The sequence below is a fragment of the Salinifilum ghardaiensis genome (assembly GCF_054491345.1).
In genome coordinates, this window is the sequence record NZ_CM137101.1 from 4469325 (window position 1) to 4487472 (window position 18148).

Here is an 18148-nt window from a genome sequence, read left to right on the forward strand (position 1 = left end):
GCAGTCGGGAACCCGGATGCACCGGGCACACCCCCGATCGGCTGGGGAGGATTTGTGCTCCACTCGTGTGGGGACAACTTCCAATTTTCAGGAAAATTGCGCTCACTGGAACGAGTCCAGATTTCCCGCTGGCACCCCGGGCCGGCTCGGGGCGGGGTCGGCGGACGGCGGGGTTGGGTCGGCGGACGGCGGGGCGGAGCTCTGCAGCCGTTCGCCCCACCCCAGCAGCACGTGCACGGCGAGCGCGCACAGCGCGATGAACGCGGCCACCCCGCCCATCACGAGCGCGAAACCGTCCACCGCGTCCGCAGTGGTGGGAGCGCCGTCCGAGGTCGCGCGGGTGACGGCGAGGATGACCGGTCCGACGGCCCCCATGCCCAATCCCATCCCGAGCTGCCCGACGGCCGGTTTGACGGCCCCCACGGAGCCGAGCATCTCCTCGGGCGAGGCCGACATGATCACGGCCGACTCGGAGTTCTGCGCCCACATGATGCCGAATCCCACGAGGAAGGCGGCGAGGCCGAAGTACCACGAGCCGGTCGTGCTGCCGATCGCGGCGAGCAGTCCGATGCCGAGCGCGATGACCAGCAGGCCGCTGGTGAACACGGCGCGCGCCCCGACCCGCCACCGCTTCTGCGCCTCCCCGGCGGAGAGCGTGCCCAGCAGCATGCCCACCGACATCGCGGCCATGACCAGCGATCCGACGAAGGCGGAGCGCCCGAGCGCGGACTCGAGGACGTGCGGCAGCTGCACCGCGACCACCCCGTTGCCGAAGTTGAACGCCACCCCGACCACGCAGGCGGCGGTGAACGCGGGCACGGCGAACAGGCGCACGGGGAATCCCGGGTCGCGGCGGCGCGCCTCCCACGCGCCGAAGAACACCAGCAGCACCGCGGCCAGCCCCAGCGCACCGAGCACGAACGGGTTGGACCAGCCCGCATCGCCGGCGAAGGTGAGCCCACCCATCAGGCACAGCAGGCCGCCCGCGGAGGTGGCGACGCCGACGGTGTCGAACCGCCGGTGGTGCGCCGCGCGGCTCTCCGGCACGGTGGCCGTTCCGAACGCGAGGAACACCACCCCGAGCACGGGGATGATCAGGCAGCACGCCCGCCAGCTCAGCGCGGACTGCAGCAGTCCGCCACCGAGCGTGCCGAGCAGGCTGACCACCGACTGCACCCCCAGCCAGGCGCCGAAGGTGCGGGGCAGTTCCCCGGGGCCGAACAGCGCGGGCAGGATGGCCAGGCTCATGCCGAAGCTGGCCGCGGTGCTCACCCCCATCACCATCCGCCCGGCGACGAACACGGCCCCGTGCGGGGCGGCCGCGCACAGCACCCCGCCGAGCACCATGCCCCACGTGCCCAGCAGCAGCACTCGGCGGCGGCCGTGCAGGTCACCGAGGATGCCCACACCGAGCATGGCCGCGGCCAGCAGCAGCGTGCCGATGCTGGAGGCGAACGACGTGGTGCCCGGGTCCATGTCCAGCTCGGCGGACACGGCGGGCAGGGCCAGCGAGTTGACGCTGGGGTCGAGCACCTGCAGCGCTGACAGCAGCGACAGCGCCACCAGCGCGAGGCCGCGGCGGTGCGGCAACCCGACCACCGCGCGCGGCCAGCGCTGGGGCACCGGGCTCCCGGTGCCCGTGGCGGTCATGGCGATCACTTCCCCGCCCGGTGGGTGGCGACGCCGTCGAGGTAGGTGGCGTGCACCGGGATGTCGCCGATCGCGGCGGGGTCGACCGCGTGCGGGTCGGCGTCGAGCACCACGAGGTCGGCGTGCTTGCCCGCTTCCAGCGAACCGATCTCCTCCTCGGCGAACAGCTGCCAGGCTGCGTCGATGGTCTGCGCGCGCAGCGCCTGCTCCACCGAGATCCGGTACTGCTCACCGAGGACGCGCCCGCTGCGGCTCTGCCGGGTGACGGCCACCTGGATGTTGCGCAGCGGCTCCTCCGGGGTGACCGGCGGGTCGTTGTGCAGCGAGATCGGCACGCCCGCGTCGACGGCTGCGCCGGCGGCGGTCCAGGACTCGCCGCGCTCGCCGAAGAGGCCGTCCACGAGCACGTCGCCCCAGTAGTAGATGTGGTCGACGAACAGGCTGCAGGTCACGCCCAGCCGCGCGGCGCGCCGGTACTGCTCGGACGTCATCGTGCCGCAGTGCTCCAGCCGCAGCCGGGCGTCGGTGCGCTCCGGGTGGGCGCGCAGCGCGTTCTCGTAGACGTCGAGCACGGTGTCGACGACGTCGTCGCCGTGCACGTGGCAGGCGATCTGCCAGCCCTGCGGGAAGTAGGCGGCGACGATCTCCTCCAGCTGTTCGCGGGTGTAGTTGGCGCAGCCGCGGTGGCCGGTGGGCAGCCCGAGCGCGCGGGTCTGCGGGGTGTCCAGGTAGGGGAAGCTGGTGGCGATGTTGCCGACCCACGGCGAGCCGTCGGCCCAGATCTTGATGCCGACCTGCTGCAGCAGCGGGTCGCCGGCGTCCTGGCCCGGCGTGGCGCCGGTGCGCATCTCGGCGGTGCTCTTCTCGTACACCCGCATGCGCACCTTGGGGGTGGCGGTGCGGTAGAAGTTCCGCAGCGGTCGCCGGGTGTCCGGGTCGAAGGCCATGTCGGAGGTGGTGGTCACGCCGACCCGGGCGAGGCGGTCCTGCTCGCCGGACATCAGCTCGGTGAAGTCCTCGCCCTCGGGGCGGCGCAGCGCCCCGCTCATGAGCAGCAGCGTGGCGGGGCTCTCGAACGCGGCGCCGGTGGGGCGCCCGTCGGCGTCCCGCTCGAAGTGCGCGCCCACCGGGTCCGGGGTCTGCTCGGTCAGGCCGACGCGTTCGACGACCGCGGAGTTGGCCCAGGCGCTGTGCCCGCTGTTGTGCATGACGGTGAGCGGGTTGTCCGGGGCGAGCTCGTCGAGCAGGGCGCGGTTGATCGCGGGCAGCTCCTCCTGCAGCAGCGGGTCCCAGCCGAAGGCGCCGAGCCAGCGGCCGGGTTCGGCCTCGGCGATGGCCCGGCGCAGTTCGGCGAGGGCTTCTCCGGCGGTGGGGCGGACGACCGGTCGGATGTCGATGATGTCGGGCCCGGTGATGACCATTTCCATGGTCGGGTGCCCGTGCGCTTCGACGAAGCCGGGGAGCAGGGTGCGGCCGGCCAGGTCCACCCGCTCGGTGCCCGGGCCCGCGCACCGGGCGATTTCGGCGTCGTCGCCGACGGCGAGGACGCGTCCGTCCGCGACGGCCAGCGCCGTGGCCACCGGGGTTCCCGCGGACATGGTGCGCACGGTGCCGCCGGTGAACACGAGATCAGCCGTGGGTGCCATGCAGACCTCCCGTTAGTTTGGTTGCCTAACGAAAGAGTAGTCCGCTCGGCGGCGAGCGCACCACGGCACAGCACCGTGAGAAATCTCGACCCGACCCGGGCGCCGGGCAGAACACCGGGCAGCGGCGCGAACCGGCGCCCCGAACGAAACCGGGCCGGGCGCTCCCGCGGAGCACCCGGCCCGGTGAGAACCGGACGGCGGAGCCGTCAGCCCTGCACGATCTCGCGCATCAGGCGAGCGGTCTCGCTCGGCGTCTTGCCGACCTTGACCCCGGAGGCCTCCATGGCCTCCTTCTTCGCCTGCGCCGTGCCGGAGGAGCCGGAGACGATGGCGCCCGCGTGACCCATCGTCTTGCCCTCCGGCGCGGTGAAACCGGCGACGTAGCCGGCGACCGGCTTGCTGATGTTCGCCTCGATGTAGTCCGCTGCGCGCTCCTCGGCGTCCCCGCCGATCTCGCCGATCATCACGATCGCCTCGGTCTCCGGGTCGTCCTCGAAGGCCTGCAGCGCGTCGATGTGCGTGGTGCCGATGACCGGGTCACCGCCGATGCCCACGCAGGTGGAGAAGCCGATGTCCCGCAGCTCGTACATCATCTGGTACGTCAGCGTGCCGGACTTGGAGACCAGGCCGATCTTGCCGGACCCGGTGATGTCGGCCGGGATGATGCCCGCGTTGGACTTGCCCGGGGAGATGACACCGGGGCAGTTCGGCCCGACCAGGCGGGTCTTGTTGCCCGTGGCCCGCGCGTGCGCCCAGAACGTGGCCGCGTCGTGGACCGGGATGCCCTCGGTGATCACCACGGCCAGGCCGATCTCGGCGTCGATGGCCTCGATCACGGCGTCCTTGGCGAACTTCGGCGGGACGAAGACGACGGAGACGTTCGCGCCGGTCTCGGCCATCGCTTCCTTGACCGAACCGTAGACGTTGAGCTCCTGGCCCTCGATCTCCACGGTCTGCCCCGCCTTGCGGGCGTTCACGCCACCGACGATGTTGGTGCCGGAACGCAGCATCCGGGCGGTGTGCTTGGTCCCCTCAGAGCCGGTGATGCCCTGAACGATGACCTTGCTGTTCTCGTTGAGGAAGATCGCCATCGCGCGTCACGCCCCCGCAGCCAACTCGGCGGCCTTGTCGGCCGCACCGTCCATGGTGTCCACCATCGTCACGGCCGGGTGGTTGGCCTCGGCCAGGATGCGACGGCCTTCCTCGACGTTGTTGCCGTCGAGGCGGACCACCAGCGGCTTGGTGGCCTCGCCGCCGAGCATCTCCAGCGCCTGCACGATGCCGTTGGCGACCGCGTCGCAGGCGGTGATCCCGCCGAAGACGTTGACGAACACGGACTCGACGTCCGGGTCGCCCAGGACGACGTCCAGCCCCGCGGCCATCACCTCGGCCGAGGCGCCGCCGCCGATGTCCAGGAAGTTCGCCGGCTTGACGTTGTTGTGCTGCTCACCGGCGTAGGCGACGACGTCCAGGGTGGACATGACCAGACCGGCGCCGTTGCCGATGATGCCGACCTGACCGTCCAGCTTGACGTAGTTCAGGTCCTTCTCCTTGGCCTTGGCCTCCAGCGCGTTCTCCGCGGCGGAGTCGGCCATCTCGGCGTGCTGCGGGTGCCGGAAGGAGGCGTTGTCGTCGACGCTGACCTTGCCGTCGAGCGCGATGACCTCGCCCTGCGGGTCCTTGATCAGCGGGTTGATCTCGACCAGCGTGGCGTCCTCGGCGACGAACGTCTCCCAGAGCTGGACGACCGCGTCGGCGACCTGGTCGGCGACGTCGGAGGGGAAGTTCGCGGCGTCGACGATCTCCCGCGCCTTGGTCTTGTCCACGCCCTCGATCGGGTCGATCGGCACCTGGGCCAGGGCCTCCGGCTTCGTCGCGGCGACTTCCTCGATCTCCATCCCGCCCTCGACCGATGCCATGGCCAGGAAGTTCCGGTTGGCGCGGTCGAGCAGGAAGGAGAAGTAGTACTCGTCGGCGATGTCGGAAGCGCTGGTCACCAGCACCTGGCGGGTCGTGTGGCCCTTGATGTCGAGCCCGAGGATGGCCTCGGCCTTCTGCTCGGCCTCGTCCGGGCTCTCGGCCAGCTTCACGCCGCCGGCCTTGCCCCGGCCTCCGGCCTTGACCTGGGCCTTGACGACGACCGGCCCGCCCAATTCTGCAGCGGCTGCCCTTGCCCCTTGCGGATCGGTGGCCACGGAGCCAGGCAGCGTGGGAACTCCGTGGTCGGCGAAGAGCTCCTTCGCCTGGTACTCGTACAGGTCCACTCGAGTCTCCTGCGACGTCGGTGTCGGACGGTGAAGACCATATCGACCTGCGACGACGAACGGGGCAGCGCACCCGGTGAACTGCCTCACCCGCAGGCCCCCGCTACCGGGGGTGAATCAATGCAGCGCGGGCGCAGTCCGCAGCGGAACGCGCCGCGCCGCGGTTGGTCCGTGACGAACGGAACAGCCGCGCGCCGCCCGATCGGGCGGCGCGCCCGGGTCCTGCTCCGGTCGACCGGGACCGCCCCGGTCCCCGTGCTGGTCACTCCCCTTCGGGGCCAGTGTCCCACCGGCGGGCGCGCCCGCACCGCGGCGGCGCCGGAAACCCGCTCCCACGGCCTGCGACCAGGCCCCGCGCTCACGCCCCGGCGATCAGCTCCCCGGCGGGCGCGCGGCCGCGGGGCGCTGCGCCCGCCCGGCGAGCCCCGCGGCGACCAGCAGCACCACGAGCGCCGCCAGGCCGAGCCACAGTCCGGGACCGGCCCAGGAACCCTCGAGCCGGCCGACGGTCAGCGGGTACTGGGCAACGCGCACCGCCACCACCGAGGCCGCTCCGGTCAGCAGCGACGCGGCCCGAGCGGGCCGCGACAGCGGGGCCACCACGCTCGCCCCCACGACCGCGATCACCGCGACGAGCAGCCCCCAGGAGGTCGTCCCGAACGCGCTGAACACCCCCGGCGGGGTGTAGTCGGGGGCGTCGACCACCGGGAAGCTGAACGCGCCCGCGCCGAGCACCAGCGCCACCAGGCACGGCGGCAGCACGTCCCGACGCATCGCGATCTCGGTGAGGTCGACCTCGTCGCGTTCCACCGCCCCGGCCAGCGCCGCGGCCACCGCCGCGAGCACGGCCAGCACCAGCGCGGCCCCGCACGCCCACGCGCCGGGACCGGCCGCGGCGTCGGCGACCTGCACGGCGGTGAACACCGAGTCGAGCACGGCGGCGCAGGACAGCGGCACCACCGCCCAGGCGACCGCCAGGACCGGCCGGATCCGTTCGGCCCAGCCGCGCACGAGCACGGCCGCGCCGAGCACGAGCAGCAACCCGCCCGCGACCCAGAGCAGGCGCGCCGGGTACTCCGCGGGGTCCTCCATGCCGCCGGGCAGCCGCAGCTGGCTCGTGGCGGCCGCGACCAGGCAGCTCACCCCGGACAGGCAGGCGAGCACCGCGGTCAGCGCGAGGAGCCGGCCGTGCGCGGGCAGTTGCAGTTCCCGGCGCCGCTCCCCCGCCGCGCGCAGCCGGCGCCCGGCCGGGACCGCGAGCGCGGCCAGCGCGAGGGCGGCGAGCGAACCGAGCACCGGCCCCCAGCCCACCTGGAAGTCGGCGAGCACCGCGGCCGTCACCGGCGCGGGCGCGAACACGCCGACCAGCCCCAGCGCCAGCCCGAGCAGCCCGCCGCGCGCGACGTCGGGATCGGTGGATCCGACGGCGAGCCCCGCGGCGACCGGCACCGCGAGCGCCAGGAGCAGGCTCCCGGCGAGCACGGCCGGCGGGCCGTCGACGGCCGAGGTGGGCACGACGTACGGATCATCGGAGCTGTAGGAGGCCATCAGCGCGGCCACCGCGGCGAGCGCCCCGGCGACGAGCCCGACGGCGAGCAGGCCCTGGCGCTGCGGTCCGTCACCGGCGGTGTCCCGCGTGATCGACCGCGCGGCGAGGACACCGGCGGCGAGCACCGCGACGTGCCCGGCCAGCAGCAGCCACATCCCGGTTCCCGGGGTGAAGGCGGCGAGGCGCTCCGGCCGCAGCAGCTCCGGGCGCGCGAGCGCGCTCGCGTCGAGGGCCAGCTGCGCGTCGTGGACGGCGCGCCCCGGGGCGAGCGCCGCGGGCCCGACGAGCACGGCGGCGGCGACGACGTCCCGCCCGCGCGCCCGCAGCCACAGCGAGGCGGCCGGGGCGAGCAGTGCGAGCACGAGCAGCAGCGGCCACGAGGGATAGGCGGGTGCGGGATCGGGGACCACCAGCCCCGCGAGCGGGCCGAGTCCGCGCAGCAGCGCACCGCTCAGGGCGAGCACCACCGCGGCGGTGAAGGCCGTGCGGCCGAGGGGCTCGTTCCGTTCCGCCTGGGCGGAACCGCGGGCGGGGGAAGCAGACCGCTCAGTCACCGCGCAAACGCTAGTAGCGCCGCTCCGCCGGGCCGCGCCCAGGGCCGGCGTGTCGCTTTCGGCCGCATCGTTGTCGGTCTTCCGCTTGCCTCACGGGCCGGTGCGGCCGGGTACGACCGCACCACCCGACACGCCCACTCCTTCGGGGTGATCTACATCATTTTTCGGGGAGCTGGCACGTGCAGCACCTCGGAGGAGTGACACGCACCGGACCACCGCTCGGCTCCCGCCCGCACGTGAAGTCGCAGGAAGAGGCACCTTCCGGGCGCGCACCGCTGCTGAATCGAAACCGCGCCCACCCCGGCGGAAGAGCTGGCGATCACCGAACGCGGCCACGTGCACACGAATGGAGACTTGCCCCCGGACGATCACCTTCGTTACCTTCCTCCGGTCCGTTGTCACAGTCCGATCACGACAACACCCCGCGCCGGTTCCCCGACCGGCGAGCCGGAACCCCCGTCCGGCGACGTGTTCGGACTCCCCGAGACGGAAGGGCAGGCATTGTCGCGATACCGCTCCCCCAGCGGCGAACAATCTTCCCCGGCAACCGCGGAGGCCGCGTCCCCGGCAGCACGCAGCGGCCCCGCCGAGCCGTTCGGTGATCCCGGCGAGGCCGTGGACACCCGCACGAGCACGGCCGCGCGCACGCCCGCCACGGTCTGGCGCGGACGCATCGTCGTCGCCGCCGTCGCCGCGGGCGCCTTCGCCGCCGCCGGGCAGTCCCTCGCGAGCGAGGAGGGCCACGCCGCCGAGCGCGAGGGCTTCGACCCCGGCGGGATCGCCGCCTCGTTCGGAACCGCCACCTCCGAGGAGGCCTCGAACGACGAGGCCTCGGACGGTGCGGGGCCGGCGCAGAAGTCGCAGCAGCGCTCGGAGCGCAGCGCCGCTCCGGCCGCGGAGGTGCTGCCGGCCGCGCAGCAGACCACCGACTCCGGCTCCGAGGTCGAGAAGCTCGCCAAGAGCGAGCGCATCGCCGAGGAGCGCGCCGCCGCGGCCGCCGAGGCCGCGCGGCCCAAGTTCGCGCAGCCCGCGCAGGGCTACTTCACCTCCGGGTTCGGCGGCCGGTGGGGCACCACCCACTACGGCATCGACATCGCCAACTCCACGGGCACGCCGATCGTCGCCGCCGCCGACGGCGAGGTCATCGAAGCCGGCTCGGCCAGCGGGTTCGGCATGTGGGTCCGCGTGCAGCACGACGACGGCACCATCACCGTCTACGGCCACGTGGACACGATCACCGCCGAGGAGGGCCAGCAGGTGCAGGCCGGCGACCAGATCGCGACCATGGGCAACCGCGGGTTGTCCACCGGCACGCACCTGCACTTCGAGGTCTGGAACCCGAGCGGCGCGAAGGTCAACCCGATCCCGTGGATGCAGGAGCACGGCATCTCCCCGGTGTAGGCCCTCCGCGGAGCCCCTCACAGCTTGGTCAGCGGCACGCTGCCGATGAGCATCAGCCGCACGGTGCCGTTCGCCCCGAAGTCGATCGTCGCCGTCGCCCGCGGCCCCTCGCCCTCCGTGGACAGGACGGTGCCCAGGCCGTACTTGTCGTGGTTGACCCGGTCGCCGGCGGCGAGCTTGATCGCCACCTCGTTCTTCCAGCCCTGCGCACCGGTCGAGCGCATGCCGCCCGCGCTGAGCCGCGCCTGGGCGGAGTCCGCGCCGGTGCGGTCGGCGGCCCGCCCGCCCCACGTGCTCCGGGCCTGCGGAGCGGAGCGCTCCGGCTCCACCCGCCGCCACTCGACGAGCTCCGCGGGCAGCTCGTCGAGGAAGCGCGACGCGGGGTTCGTCATCGGCTGCCCCCAGGCCGACCGGGTCAGCGCCCGCGAGACGTACAGCCGCCGCCGGGCCCGCGTGATGCCCACGTAGGCCAGCCTGCGCTCCTCCGAGAGCTCCTTCTCGTCGCCCAGCGCCCGGTTGTGCGGGAAGACGCCCTCCTCCCAACCGGTGTTGAACACCACCGGGAACTCCAGCCCCTTGGCGGTGTGCAGCGTCATCAGCGTGACCACGCCGTCGCCGGACTCGGGCAGCGCGTCCGCGTCGGCCACGAGCGAGATCCGCTCCAGGAACGCGGCCAGCGAGTCCTCCGGCGGCAGCCCGTCGTCACCGGCCGCGTCCTCCGCGGCCGCGGCGGCCTCGGTGCCGACCGGCCCGGCGGCGGGCTCCCCATCGGCGGGGGCTTCCACCGCGCCCCCGGCCGCCTCCGCATCGGTTCCGCCGCCGGAGCGCGCCTCGGTGAACTCGCGGGCAACGGTGAGCAGCTCGTCGAGGTTCTCCACGCGGGTGGCGTCCTGCGGATCGTCGCTGGCGTCGAGCCCGGCGCGGTAGCCGGTCCGCTCCAGCGCGGTCTCGAGGACCTCGCCGACATCGGCCTCGGCCGCCAGCTCGCGCAACTCGTCCAGCAGCGCGACGAACCCGTTGATCGCGCGGGCGGCGCGCGTGTTCAGCTCGGCGATGTCACCGGCCGCGGCGGCGCGCAGCGCCTGCGCGAAGGACAGGCGCTCGCGCTCGGCGTGGGCGGCGACGAGGGATTCGGCGCGGTCGCCGATCCCCCGCTTGGGCACGTTGAGCACCCGCCGCAGGCTGACCGCGTCCTCCGGGTTGTCGATCACGCGCAGGTAGGCCAGCGCGTCGCGCACCTCGCGCCGCTCGTAGAAGCGGACCCCGCCGATCACGCGGTAGGGCAGGCCGAGGCGGATGAACACCTCCTCGAACACCCGCGACTGGTTGTTCGTCCGGTAGAACACCGCGATGTCGTTGAACGTGACCGACCCCTCGTCGACGAGCCGGTCGATCTCGGAGGCCACGAACGCGGCCTCGTCGTGCTCGTTGTCGGCGACGTAGCCGACCACCGGCTCGCCCTCGCCCGCGTCGCTCCACAGGCGCTTGTCCCAGCGGTTCGGGTTCCTGCGGATGACCGCGTTGGCCGCCGACAGGATCGTCTGCGTGGAGCGGTAGTTCTGCTCCAGCAGGATCGTGCGCGCCTGCGGGTAGTCGCGCTCGAACTCCTCGATGTTGCGGATCGTCGCGCCGCGGAAGGCGTAGATCGACTGGTCGGCGTCGCCGACGACGCACAGCTCGGACGGCTCCACGCCGCTGTCCGTCGGCTCCGTGCCGACGAGCTCGCGCACGAGCACGTACTGCGCGTGGTTGGTGTCCTGGTACTCGTCCACGAGCACGTGGCGGAACCGGCGCCGGTAGTACTCGGCGATGCCCGGGTGGTCCTGCAGCAGCTCGACCGCGCGCATGATCAGGTCGTCGAAGTCCAGCGCGTTCGCCTCGCGCAGGCGCTGCTGGTAGGTGGCGTAGACCCGGGCGACGACGCGCTCCAGGTCGCTGCCGACCTGCTCGGCCGCCTGCTCGGGCCCGATGAGCTCGTTCTTCAGGTTCGAGATCTGCCCCGCGAGGGTGCGCGCCGGGTAGCGCTTCGAGTCCAGCTCCAGGTCGCGGGTGATGAGGGTGATCAGCCGCTTGGAGTCGTCGGCGTCGTAGATGGAGAAGTTCGACGAGAGCCCGAGGGTCTTCGCCTCGCGGCGCAGCACGCGCACGCACATCGAGTGGAACGTGGACACCCACATGGCGCCGGCGCGGCGTCCGACGAGCTCGGCGACGCGCTCCTTCATCTCCGCGGCCGCCTTGTTGGTGAACGTGATCGCCATGACCTGCCCGGGGTGCGCCCCGGTGGCCAGCAGGTGCGCGATCCGGTGGGTGAGCACCCGGGTCTTGCCCGATCCGGCGCCGGCGACGACCAGCAGCGGGGAGCCGCGGTGCGTCACGGCCTCCTGCTGCTGCGGGTTCATCCCCGCCAGCAGGGCGTCGGTGTCGGCCCCGGGCCGCTCCGCGCGCGGCGCCGGACCGGCGGACTCCGGACCCTCGGACTCGTGCGGAAGGTCGAACAGGGTGCTCATCGTGCCTCCACGTTACCGGGCGCGGCGGACGGTCCACGCGCAGACGGCCCGCTGGTGCGCCCCGATGATCGCGGGTGCCGCCGCGGGCCGGGCAGGCAGGGGCGCGGCGGAGTCGAACAGGTGCTCGTGGCGAGGCGTACAGGCGTGCTCGCTGTTCCGGCCGCGCGGAGGTGTGGCACACTGGTCGCCGTGCTGGCGCGCTACTACTTTTTCTACGGGCACCGGAAGGCTCCGGCGCCCGTGGACGCGTGAGCACTCACCACCTACGACGCCCCGGAGTCCGCGGACCCGGGGCTTTCGCGCATCCGGGCCGCTCGCTCCGGGCCCGATGAACCGGAGGACGTGCCATGAACACCACTGTGGACGGTGACTGGGGGCGGCCGGAGAGCTCGGCGCCGCAGTCCGCGCAGAACGCACCCGCCGCACCGGACGCCCCGGAGCAGGCCGCCACCGCGATCTCCGACTTCCGCGAGGAGATCGACCACATCGACGCGGAGATCCTCCGGCTCGTCAAGCGCCGCGCCGAGATCTCCCGGCAGGTCGGCGAGCAGCGCATGGCCGCGGGCGGCCCCCGCATCGTCTACAACCGGGAGATGGACGTGCTCGCCCGCTACCGCGAGCTCGGGCCGGAGGGCCGAGAGCTGGCGATGATCCTGCTGCGGCTGGGTCGGGGCCGGCTCGGGCACGAGGGCGCTGAGTCCGAGGGCTGACGCCGCCGGCCCGCACCGGCCGCGGCGGCCGGTGCGGGCGTTCCGGCCGCCGAGCAGCGGAACTCGCCGAGTCGTTCTGCGTGCGGAGTTCCTGCGGCGGAACCTCCTGCGCTCCGGTTGCCCCTCCCCGGAGGGCGGACATCGAGCAGCCGGGCGGCCGGGAGCGGCCGGTGCGCTCCCGGCCGCTCCTGTCACACGCCGTGGTCCGCGGTCAGGTCGCGCTCCCGCGTCTCGGCGGACAGCAGCACGGTCACCGCGGTGACCAGGGCGCACACGACGAGGTAGGCGACGATCGGCGCGGACGAGCCGAACTCGCGCAGCAGCGCGGTGGCGATGACCGGTGCCAGCGAGCCGGCCGCGATCGAGGCCAGCTGGTAGCCGATCGACGCGCCCGAGTAGCGCACCCGCGTGCCGAACAGCTCGGAGAAGAACGCCGCCTGCGGTCCGTACATCGCGCCGTGCAGCACCAGCCCCACGGTGATCGCCAGGGTCATCAGCACGAACGACCCCGTGTCCAGCAGGCCGAAGAAGGCGAAGGCCCACGCCCCGGTGCCGAGCGCGCCGAACAGGTACACCGGGCGGCGCCCCACCCGGTCGGACAGCGCGCCCCAGGCGGGGATCGTGGCGAAGTGGATCACCGCTGCGATCAGCGAGGCGTTCAGCGCCATCGCCCGCGGCAGCTCGAGGTGCGTGACCACGTAGGTGAGCACGAACGAGGTCAGCACGTAGTACACGACGTTCTCGGCGAAGCGCGCCCCCATCGCGGTGAGCACGGCGCCGCGGTAGCGCCGCAGCACCTCCAGCACCGGCGGCTTGTCCTCCGCCCCGGTGGCGCGCGCCTCCTCCTGGGCCTGCTGGAACACGGGCGACTCGGAGACGGACAACCGCACCCACAGCCCGATGAGCACCAGCGCCCCGGACAGCAGGAACGCCACGCGCCACCCCCAGGCGAGGAAGGCCTCCTCGCTCTGCACCGCGGCCAGCACCGCCAGCACCGCCACGGCGAGCAGGTTCCCCAGCGGCACGCCGCACTGCGGCCAGGACGCCCAGAACCCGCGGTGCTTCGCGCCCTCGTGCTCGGAGACGATGAGCACGGCACCGCCCCACTCGCCGCCGATGGCGAAGCCCTGCACCAGCCGGAGCACGGTCAGCGCGATCGGGGCGGCCACGCCGATCGCCTGGTACGTCGGCACGAGGCCGATGAGGCAGCTGGACAACCCCATGAGCGTCAGGCTGAGCACGAGCAGCCTCTTGCGGCCGAGGCGGTCGCCGTAGTGGCCGAAGACGAGGCCGCCGAGCGGCCGCGCGACGAACCCGACCGCGTAGGTCACGAACGCCAGCAGGGTGCCGGTGAGCGCGTCGCCCGCGGGGAAGAACAGCTGGTTGAACACCAGCGCCGCGGCCGACCCGTAGAGGAAGAAGTCGTACCACTCGACGGTGGTGCCGACCAGGCTCGCCAGGACGATCCGGAACCGCCCCGTGCCGACGGCGCTCCGCGTCGAAACACCCATCACTCACACCTCTCCTCGGCGACCGGCTGCTCCTCGGCGGCCGCCCGCGTCGGTCAGTTGGCCGACCACGCCCCGTCCACGGACAGCGAGGCCCCGGTCACGGATTTCGCGGCCGGGGCGCACAGCCACAGGGCGAGATCGGCGACCTCGTCCGGTTCGACGAGGCGCTTGGTGGGGGTCCGGTCCAGCAGCACGTCCTCGAGGACCTCCTCCTCGGGAACGCGGTGCAGCACCGCCTGCTCGGCGATCTGGCGTTCCACCAGCGGGGTGCGGACGAACCCGGGGCAGATGCAGTTGGCGGTGACGCCGTGGCGCGCTCCTTCGACGGCGATCGTCTTGGACAGCCCCTCCAACCCGTGCTTGGCCGCCACGTAGGCGCTCTTGAACGGGGAGGCGCGCAGTCCGTGCACCGAGGAGATGTTGATCACGCGCCCCCAGCCGCGCTCGTACATCGCGGGCAGCGCGGAGCGCACGACCCGGAAGGCGGCGGAGACCACCACGCGCAGCAGCGTGTCGAACACGTCCGGGGAGAACTCCTGGATCGGGGCGACGTGCTGGAAACCCGCGTTGTTGACGACGATGTCGGCGCCCTCGCCGAGACCGCTCGCGTTGTCCGGGTCGGACAGGTCGACCACCCGCGCCTGCGCGCCGAGCTCGGCGGCGAGCCGGTGCAGCGGCTCGGCGTCGCGGTCGACCACGAGCACGTCGGCCTCGGCGGCGAAGCGGCGGGCGAGAGCCGCGCCGATCCCGCCTGCCGCACCGGTGATGACGACGCGCTTCCCGGCGATCCCGCTGCCGGGTGCGGGGCTCGCGGCGGCGGGCGGTGCCGCGGGTTCGGGGCCGGGGTCCCGACGATCGGTCATGACCGGGAAACTATGCGCGATCGCCGCGGTGATCCAGACGTGGGCGGCGTCTTTTCCGCTCCGCGGTGACGACCCCGTCCCCCGCCCACCGGACGTGGTACCCGTTGCCGGTTCGGCGCGGCGCTCCCACCCCTCGCCCCCGAACTCAGGAGAAGTCCCCATACCGGAAGCGCAGCGGGCGAGGCAGACTGGAGTCATGGGTGCAGTTATCGGTGTTGTCGCGTTGTTGATCACGCTGGCCGCGCTCGGCGTCGCGGCCGGGCACATGGGCTACCTCGCGATGCTGAACGCCGCGGCGAAGAAGCGCGCGGGCGGTCAGCCCGCGGCCGAGTTCGCGCGCAAGCGCTATCCGATGGCCGGGCTCGGCCTCGGTGTGACGGCGGTGGCGCTGCTGATCGCGCTCGGCGGCGGGGCCGGCGCGGACATCTTCGCGATCCTGCTCGGCGGCGGGGCCGGCTTCGGTTCGCTCAAGGCGCTGCAGAGCAGCCAGGCGAAGTTCCGCCGCGGCGAGCTCAACTAGGAGGGCATCGTCAAACCGTTTTGCGTGCGGACTTCCGGGCGGAACCTCCCGCACGGCTCTCGCTCCGGGTGCTCGACCTCGAGTAGCCACTCTCGCCTTCCGCGCGAGAGCCGCACAGGAGAACCCGCAGTGGGCCCGGCTGCGATGCGGGGTCGGCGGTCGAGGCAGCCGCGAGCTGCGAGCTGTCGCGCCGAGATGGCGAAGCGTTTGCAGCCCCCTGGCGGCGACCGACAGTCGCGCAAAAAGCACTGCCAGTGCTCCAGCGGCACTTGCGAGCTCCGCTGGTGGTCCGGGTAGAGACGCAAGTTGCCCGGGTGGTGCGTGCCGGGAACCATGGGCGCCGTGGACCAAGATCGCGTGCTGGTGGTGACCGCGCACCCGGATGACGCCGACTTCGCCGCCGCCGGGACCCTCGCCTCCTGGGTGGCGGCCGGGGAGCTCGTCACCTACTGCGTGTGCACCTCCGGCGACGCCGGAGGTTTCGACGACACCCCGCGCGAGGCGGTGCCGCACCTGCGCGAGTCGGAGCAGCGCGCGGCCGCGGCCGCCGTCGGAGTGCGCGACGTGCGCTTCCTCGGCCACCGGGACGGTTCGCTGCAGCCGGACATGGCGCTGCGGTTGGACGTCAGCCGCGTGATCCGCCAGGTGCGGCCGCACCGGGTGCTCACCCACTCGCCGGAGATCAACTGGGAGCACATCCCCGCCTCGCACCCCGACCACCGCGCCGTCGGGGAAGCGGCGCTGGCGGCGGTCTACCCGGACGCCCGCAACGCCTTCGCCCACCCCGAGCTGGTGTCCGAGGGCCTGCAGCCGTGGAGCGTGCCTGAGCTGTGGCTGGTCGCTTCACCTGAATGTCGGATCAACCGCGCCGTCGACATCACCGATCACTTCCGTACGAAGGTCGCAGCACTGGCCGCGCACACGTCGCAGACGTCGCACCTGACCGACCTGGCCGGGATGCTGCGGCCGGGGTTGGCGCGCATCGCCGAGCAGCACGGCATGCCGGGACGGCTGGCCGAGTCGTTCCAGGTCGTCAACACCGGGTAGCGACCGTCCCGAGGTGGAAGGCGGTACCGATGGCCGACGGGCGATCCCGCTGCAGCGGAGCCGGAGGTCACTCCGGATCCGGGGGCCACTCCGGAGCGGCGCGACGCGCGCTGGTCGCGCCGGCAGGGCCCCACGCCCCGCCCGCGGGGAGCGCCCCGCTCCGGGCGGGAGCACCGCCCCCGGCCTCCGGGCGCCCGGAGGCCGAAGCCGCCGGGCTCCGCGCCTTCGACCTCGGCACGGTGCCCGCTTCGGTGACCCCGCCGCGCAGTTCCCGCCGCGCCGCCTGGTTCGCCGTGACCACCTCAGCAGTCGTGCTCAGCGCCATGTCGGTCATGGCGACCGCCGCGCACAACCGGACGCCCTCCCCCGAGCACCTGCCGCCCCCGAGCCTCCCGCACGGCGACCCGCAGCTCGGGCTCGCCGCACCGCAGGACGACGCGCCGGCAGGAGAGCGGGCGGGCCGGCCGCGCCCACCGCACACCGTCGTGCGCGAGGGGGAACCCGAGCACCCGGCCACCGCGCAGGCCCCGCCCGCGCCTGCCGCGAACAGCCCCGCCACCGCCGAGCCCGCGGCGGAGGCCCCCGGCACGACCCCACCGGTCGGCATCGGGGCGCCCACCGCGCCACCCGGCGCCGCACCCGGCCCCCCGGCGCCCGAGCCCCCAACTCCCGGAACCCCGGCACCGGATCCGGCTCCCCGGCCCGAGCCCGCGCCACCGCCCTCCATCGCACCGGAACCGCCCGCGGTGCCCGAACCCCCGGTGGTCGACGTCGTTCCACGGCCCCTCTTCCCGCCGCAGCGGGGAGTCCTGCCGGCGTCCCTGCTCCCGGAGCCCGGCCTCGGCCCCGGCTGGTCACCGGCGAACACCGCCGCACCGGGGGCCACCGCGGCCGGGGACGCCGCGGCGTGACGCGCGATCCGGCGAAACAGCGCGATCCGGGGAAATGAGGCCACCGTGCCGGACTCCGACTCGACACCCCGCCACAACCGCCCCGGCGGCGTGCGCGTGACCGACCTCCTGCGCCGCAGCGGTCGCTACGAACGGCTCGCCCGCGCCGTGCTCAGCGGTGAGCACGGCGGCTCCGCGCACTCCCCCGGACCCGCGCGCACGACCATCGCGATCGTCGGCGTCACGCTGCTGTGCACGGCGACGACGGCGATGGCCCTGATCCTCCGCCTGGGCACGAGCGCCACCTCGCCCGCGCAGGCGGAGCCCGCGCAGGCCGCGCCGGTCACCGGTGCGCCCGCACTGCTGCCGGACGTGCTGCACCCCGAGGGCGCGTCGTGCACGGGACCCGGACGGGGAACTGCGGAACGACCGCTGCCCGCCTCCCCCGGCGATCCCGGGCAGGTGGCCGATCCGGCCGCGGGCAGCGCGGCCTCCGCGGTCCGCACCGTGCGCAGCTTCTACCGGGCCCTGGCGGCGGAGCCGGCAGCGGCCCTGCCGTGGCTGCACCCGCGGCTGCGGGCCGGTGCGCAGCACGAGCTCGTGCCGGCGTGGTCCGGGGCCGAGGCGGTCCGGCTCACCGGTGCGCGGGCGCACCGGGACGGCCGCGTGGTCGCCAGTGCGGTCGTGCGCTGCGCGGACGGCTCGCGCGTCACGCTCCGGCAGTCGTTCGCGGTCAGCAACGAGCCGGGCGCACCGCGGATCACCGACGCGCGCCTGCTGTCGGCCAGCCGCACGCAACAGCGGTGAGCCGCGCGGCGCGGAGCCGGTCAGGGCCCTCCGCCCGGGGCGAGACAACGATGCGGCAACAACCTGCACCGCGGATCCGAACTCTCCGTTCGACCCGCTCCGGCGCGTAGGCTGGTGGACGCGCGGTGCGAACGCCGTCGGCCACGCGCGGGCGCGCACCCGGTGATTCCGAGCACTACCTGGACAAACGGGCGCACCGGGCGGTGTGCTCCGGCGGGAATCCGCACCG

14 protein-coding genes are annotated in these 18148 nt (G+C 73.7%); 6 read left to right on the top strand and 8 right to left on the bottom strand.

The genetic code is table 11. The annotated features are described in order from the left end of the window. Positions 1 to 102: 102 nt before the first annotated feature. The 5 genes from ACVGV0_RS20310 to ACVGV0_RS20330 all read right to left on the bottom strand — a co-directional run bounded on the left by ACVGV0_RS20310 (position 103) and on the right by ACVGV0_RS20330 (position 7663). On the bottom strand, positions 103 to 1650 hold the full coding sequence (locus ACVGV0_RS20310; protein ID WP_459157280.1) for an MFS transporter: 1548 nt from the start codon (positions 1648 to 1650) through the stop codon (positions 103 to 105). 5 nt (positions 1651 to 1655) lie between these two features. Then, complete coding sequence (locus tag ACVGV0_RS20315; protein ID WP_459157281.1) at positions 1656 to 3296, bottom strand: amidohydrolase; 1641 nt, start codon at positions 3294 to 3296, stop codon at positions 1656 to 1658. A gap of 206 nt (positions 3297 to 3502) precedes the next feature. Further along, positions 3503 to 4387, bottom strand: coding sequence for a succinate--CoA ligase subunit alpha (gene sucD, locus ACVGV0_RS20320; protein WP_459157282.1), 885 nt, complete (start codon positions 4385 to 4387; stop codon positions 3503 to 3505). Between the two features lie 6 nt (positions 4388 to 4393). Further along, positions 4394 to 5560, bottom strand: a complete 1167-nt coding sequence (sucC, locus tag ACVGV0_RS20325; RefSeq protein WP_459157283.1) for an ADP-forming succinate--CoA ligase subunit beta — start codon at positions 5558 to 5560, stop codon at positions 4394 to 4396. Positions 5561 to 5932: 372 nt separating this feature from the next. After that, positions 5933 to 7663, bottom strand: a complete 1731-nt coding sequence (locus tag ACVGV0_RS20330; protein ID WP_459157284.1) for a hypothetical protein — start codon at positions 7661 to 7663, stop codon at positions 5933 to 5935. Positions 7664 to 8278: 615 nt separating this feature from the next. On the opposite strand from ACVGV0_RS20330, the gene ACVGV0_RS20335 reads away from it, so the two are divergent. Beyond that, the gene (locus ACVGV0_RS20335) at positions 8279 to 9064 is read left to right on the top strand and encodes a M23 family metallopeptidase (RefSeq protein WP_459157285.1); all 786 of its coding nucleotides are present in this window, start codon (positions 8279 to 8281) and stop codon (positions 9062 to 9064) included. Positions 9065 to 9081: 17 nt separating this feature from the next. Here the strand turns inward: ACVGV0_RS20335 and ACVGV0_RS20340 are convergent, their stop codons facing one another. Continuing rightward, complete coding sequence (locus ACVGV0_RS20340) at positions 9082 to 11571, bottom strand: UvrD-helicase domain-containing protein (RefSeq protein WP_459157286.1); 2490 nt, start codon at positions 11569 to 11571, stop codon at positions 9082 to 9084. Positions 11572 to 11918: 347 nt separating this feature from the next. On the opposite strand from ACVGV0_RS20340, the gene ACVGV0_RS20345 reads away from it, so the two are divergent. Then, positions 11919 to 12281, top strand: coding sequence for a chorismate mutase (locus ACVGV0_RS20345; protein WP_459157287.1), 363 nt, complete (start codon positions 11919 to 11921; stop codon positions 12279 to 12281). Between the two features lie 191 nt (positions 12282 to 12472). On the opposite strand, the gene ACVGV0_RS20350 is transcribed toward ACVGV0_RS20345, so the two are convergent. Next, complete coding sequence (locus ACVGV0_RS20350) at positions 12473 to 13792, bottom strand: MFS transporter (protein ID WP_459157288.1); 1320 nt, start codon at positions 13790 to 13792, stop codon at positions 12473 to 12475. 53 nt (positions 13793 to 13845) lie between these two features. Then, positions 13846 to 14655 (bottom strand): 3-hydroxybutyrate dehydrogenase, encoded by an 810-nt coding sequence (locus tag ACVGV0_RS20355; protein ID WP_459157289.1) that lies wholly within the window; start codon positions 14653 to 14655, stop codon positions 13846 to 13848. Between the two features lie 196 nt (positions 14656 to 14851). On the opposite strand from ACVGV0_RS20355, the gene ACVGV0_RS20360 reads away from it, so the two are divergent. The 4 genes from ACVGV0_RS20360 (at position 14852) to ACVGV0_RS20375 (ending at position 17919) form a co-directional block, all read left to right on the top strand. Next, entirely contained in the window at positions 14852 to 15175 is a 324-nt protein-coding gene (locus ACVGV0_RS20360) for a hypothetical protein (RefSeq protein WP_459157290.1), read from the top strand. Positions 15176 to 15517: 342 nt separating this feature from the next. After that, positions 15518 to 16222, top strand: coding sequence for a PIG-L deacetylase family protein (locus ACVGV0_RS20365; RefSeq protein ID WP_459157291.1), 705 nt, complete (start codon positions 15518 to 15520; stop codon positions 16220 to 16222). A 293-nt stretch (positions 16223 to 16515) separates the two neighbouring features. Then, complete coding sequence (locus ACVGV0_RS20370; RefSeq protein ID WP_459157292.1) at positions 16516 to 17133, top strand: hypothetical protein; 618 nt, start codon at positions 16516 to 16518, stop codon at positions 17131 to 17133. Between the two features lie 45 nt (positions 17134 to 17178). Further along, positions 17179 to 17919, top strand: a complete 741-nt coding sequence (locus tag ACVGV0_RS20375) for a hypothetical protein (RefSeq protein WP_459157293.1) — start codon at positions 17179 to 17181, stop codon at positions 17917 to 17919. Positions 17920 to 18148 lie beyond the last annotated feature (229 nt).

Excerpts from the sequence above, each read along its gene's own strand:
- ACVGV0_RS20310 (WP_459157280.1), bottom strand. The coding sequence starts at position 1,650 with ATGACCGCCACGGGCACCGGGAGCCCGGTGCCCCAGCGCTGGCCGCGC.
- ACVGV0_RS20315 (WP_459157281.1), bottom strand. The coding sequence starts at position 3,296 with ATGGCACCCACGGCTGATCTCGTGTTCACCGGCGGCACCGTGCGCACC.
- sucD (WP_459157282.1), bottom strand. The coding sequence starts at position 4,387 with ATGGCGATCTTCCTCAACGAGAACAGCAAGGTCATCGTTCAGGGCATC.
- ACVGV0_RS20340 (WP_459157286.1), bottom strand. The coding sequence starts at position 11,571 with ATGAGCACCCTGTTCGACCTTCCGCACGAGTCCGAGGGTCCGGAGTCC.
- ACVGV0_RS20345 (WP_459157287.1), top strand. The coding sequence starts at position 11,919 with ATGAACACCACTGTGGACGGTGACTGGGGGCGGCCGGAGAGCTCGGCG.
- ACVGV0_RS20350 (WP_459157288.1), bottom strand. The coding sequence starts at position 13,792 with ATGGGTGTTTCGACGCGGAGCGCCGTCGGCACGGGGCGGTTCCGGATC.
- ACVGV0_RS20355 (WP_459157289.1), bottom strand. The coding sequence starts at position 14,655 with ATGACCGATCGTCGGGACCCCGGCCCCGAACCCGCGGCACCGCCCGCC.
- ACVGV0_RS20360 (WP_459157290.1), top strand. The coding sequence starts at position 14,852 with ATGGGTGCAGTTATCGGTGTTGTCGCGTTGTTGATCACGCTGGCCGCG.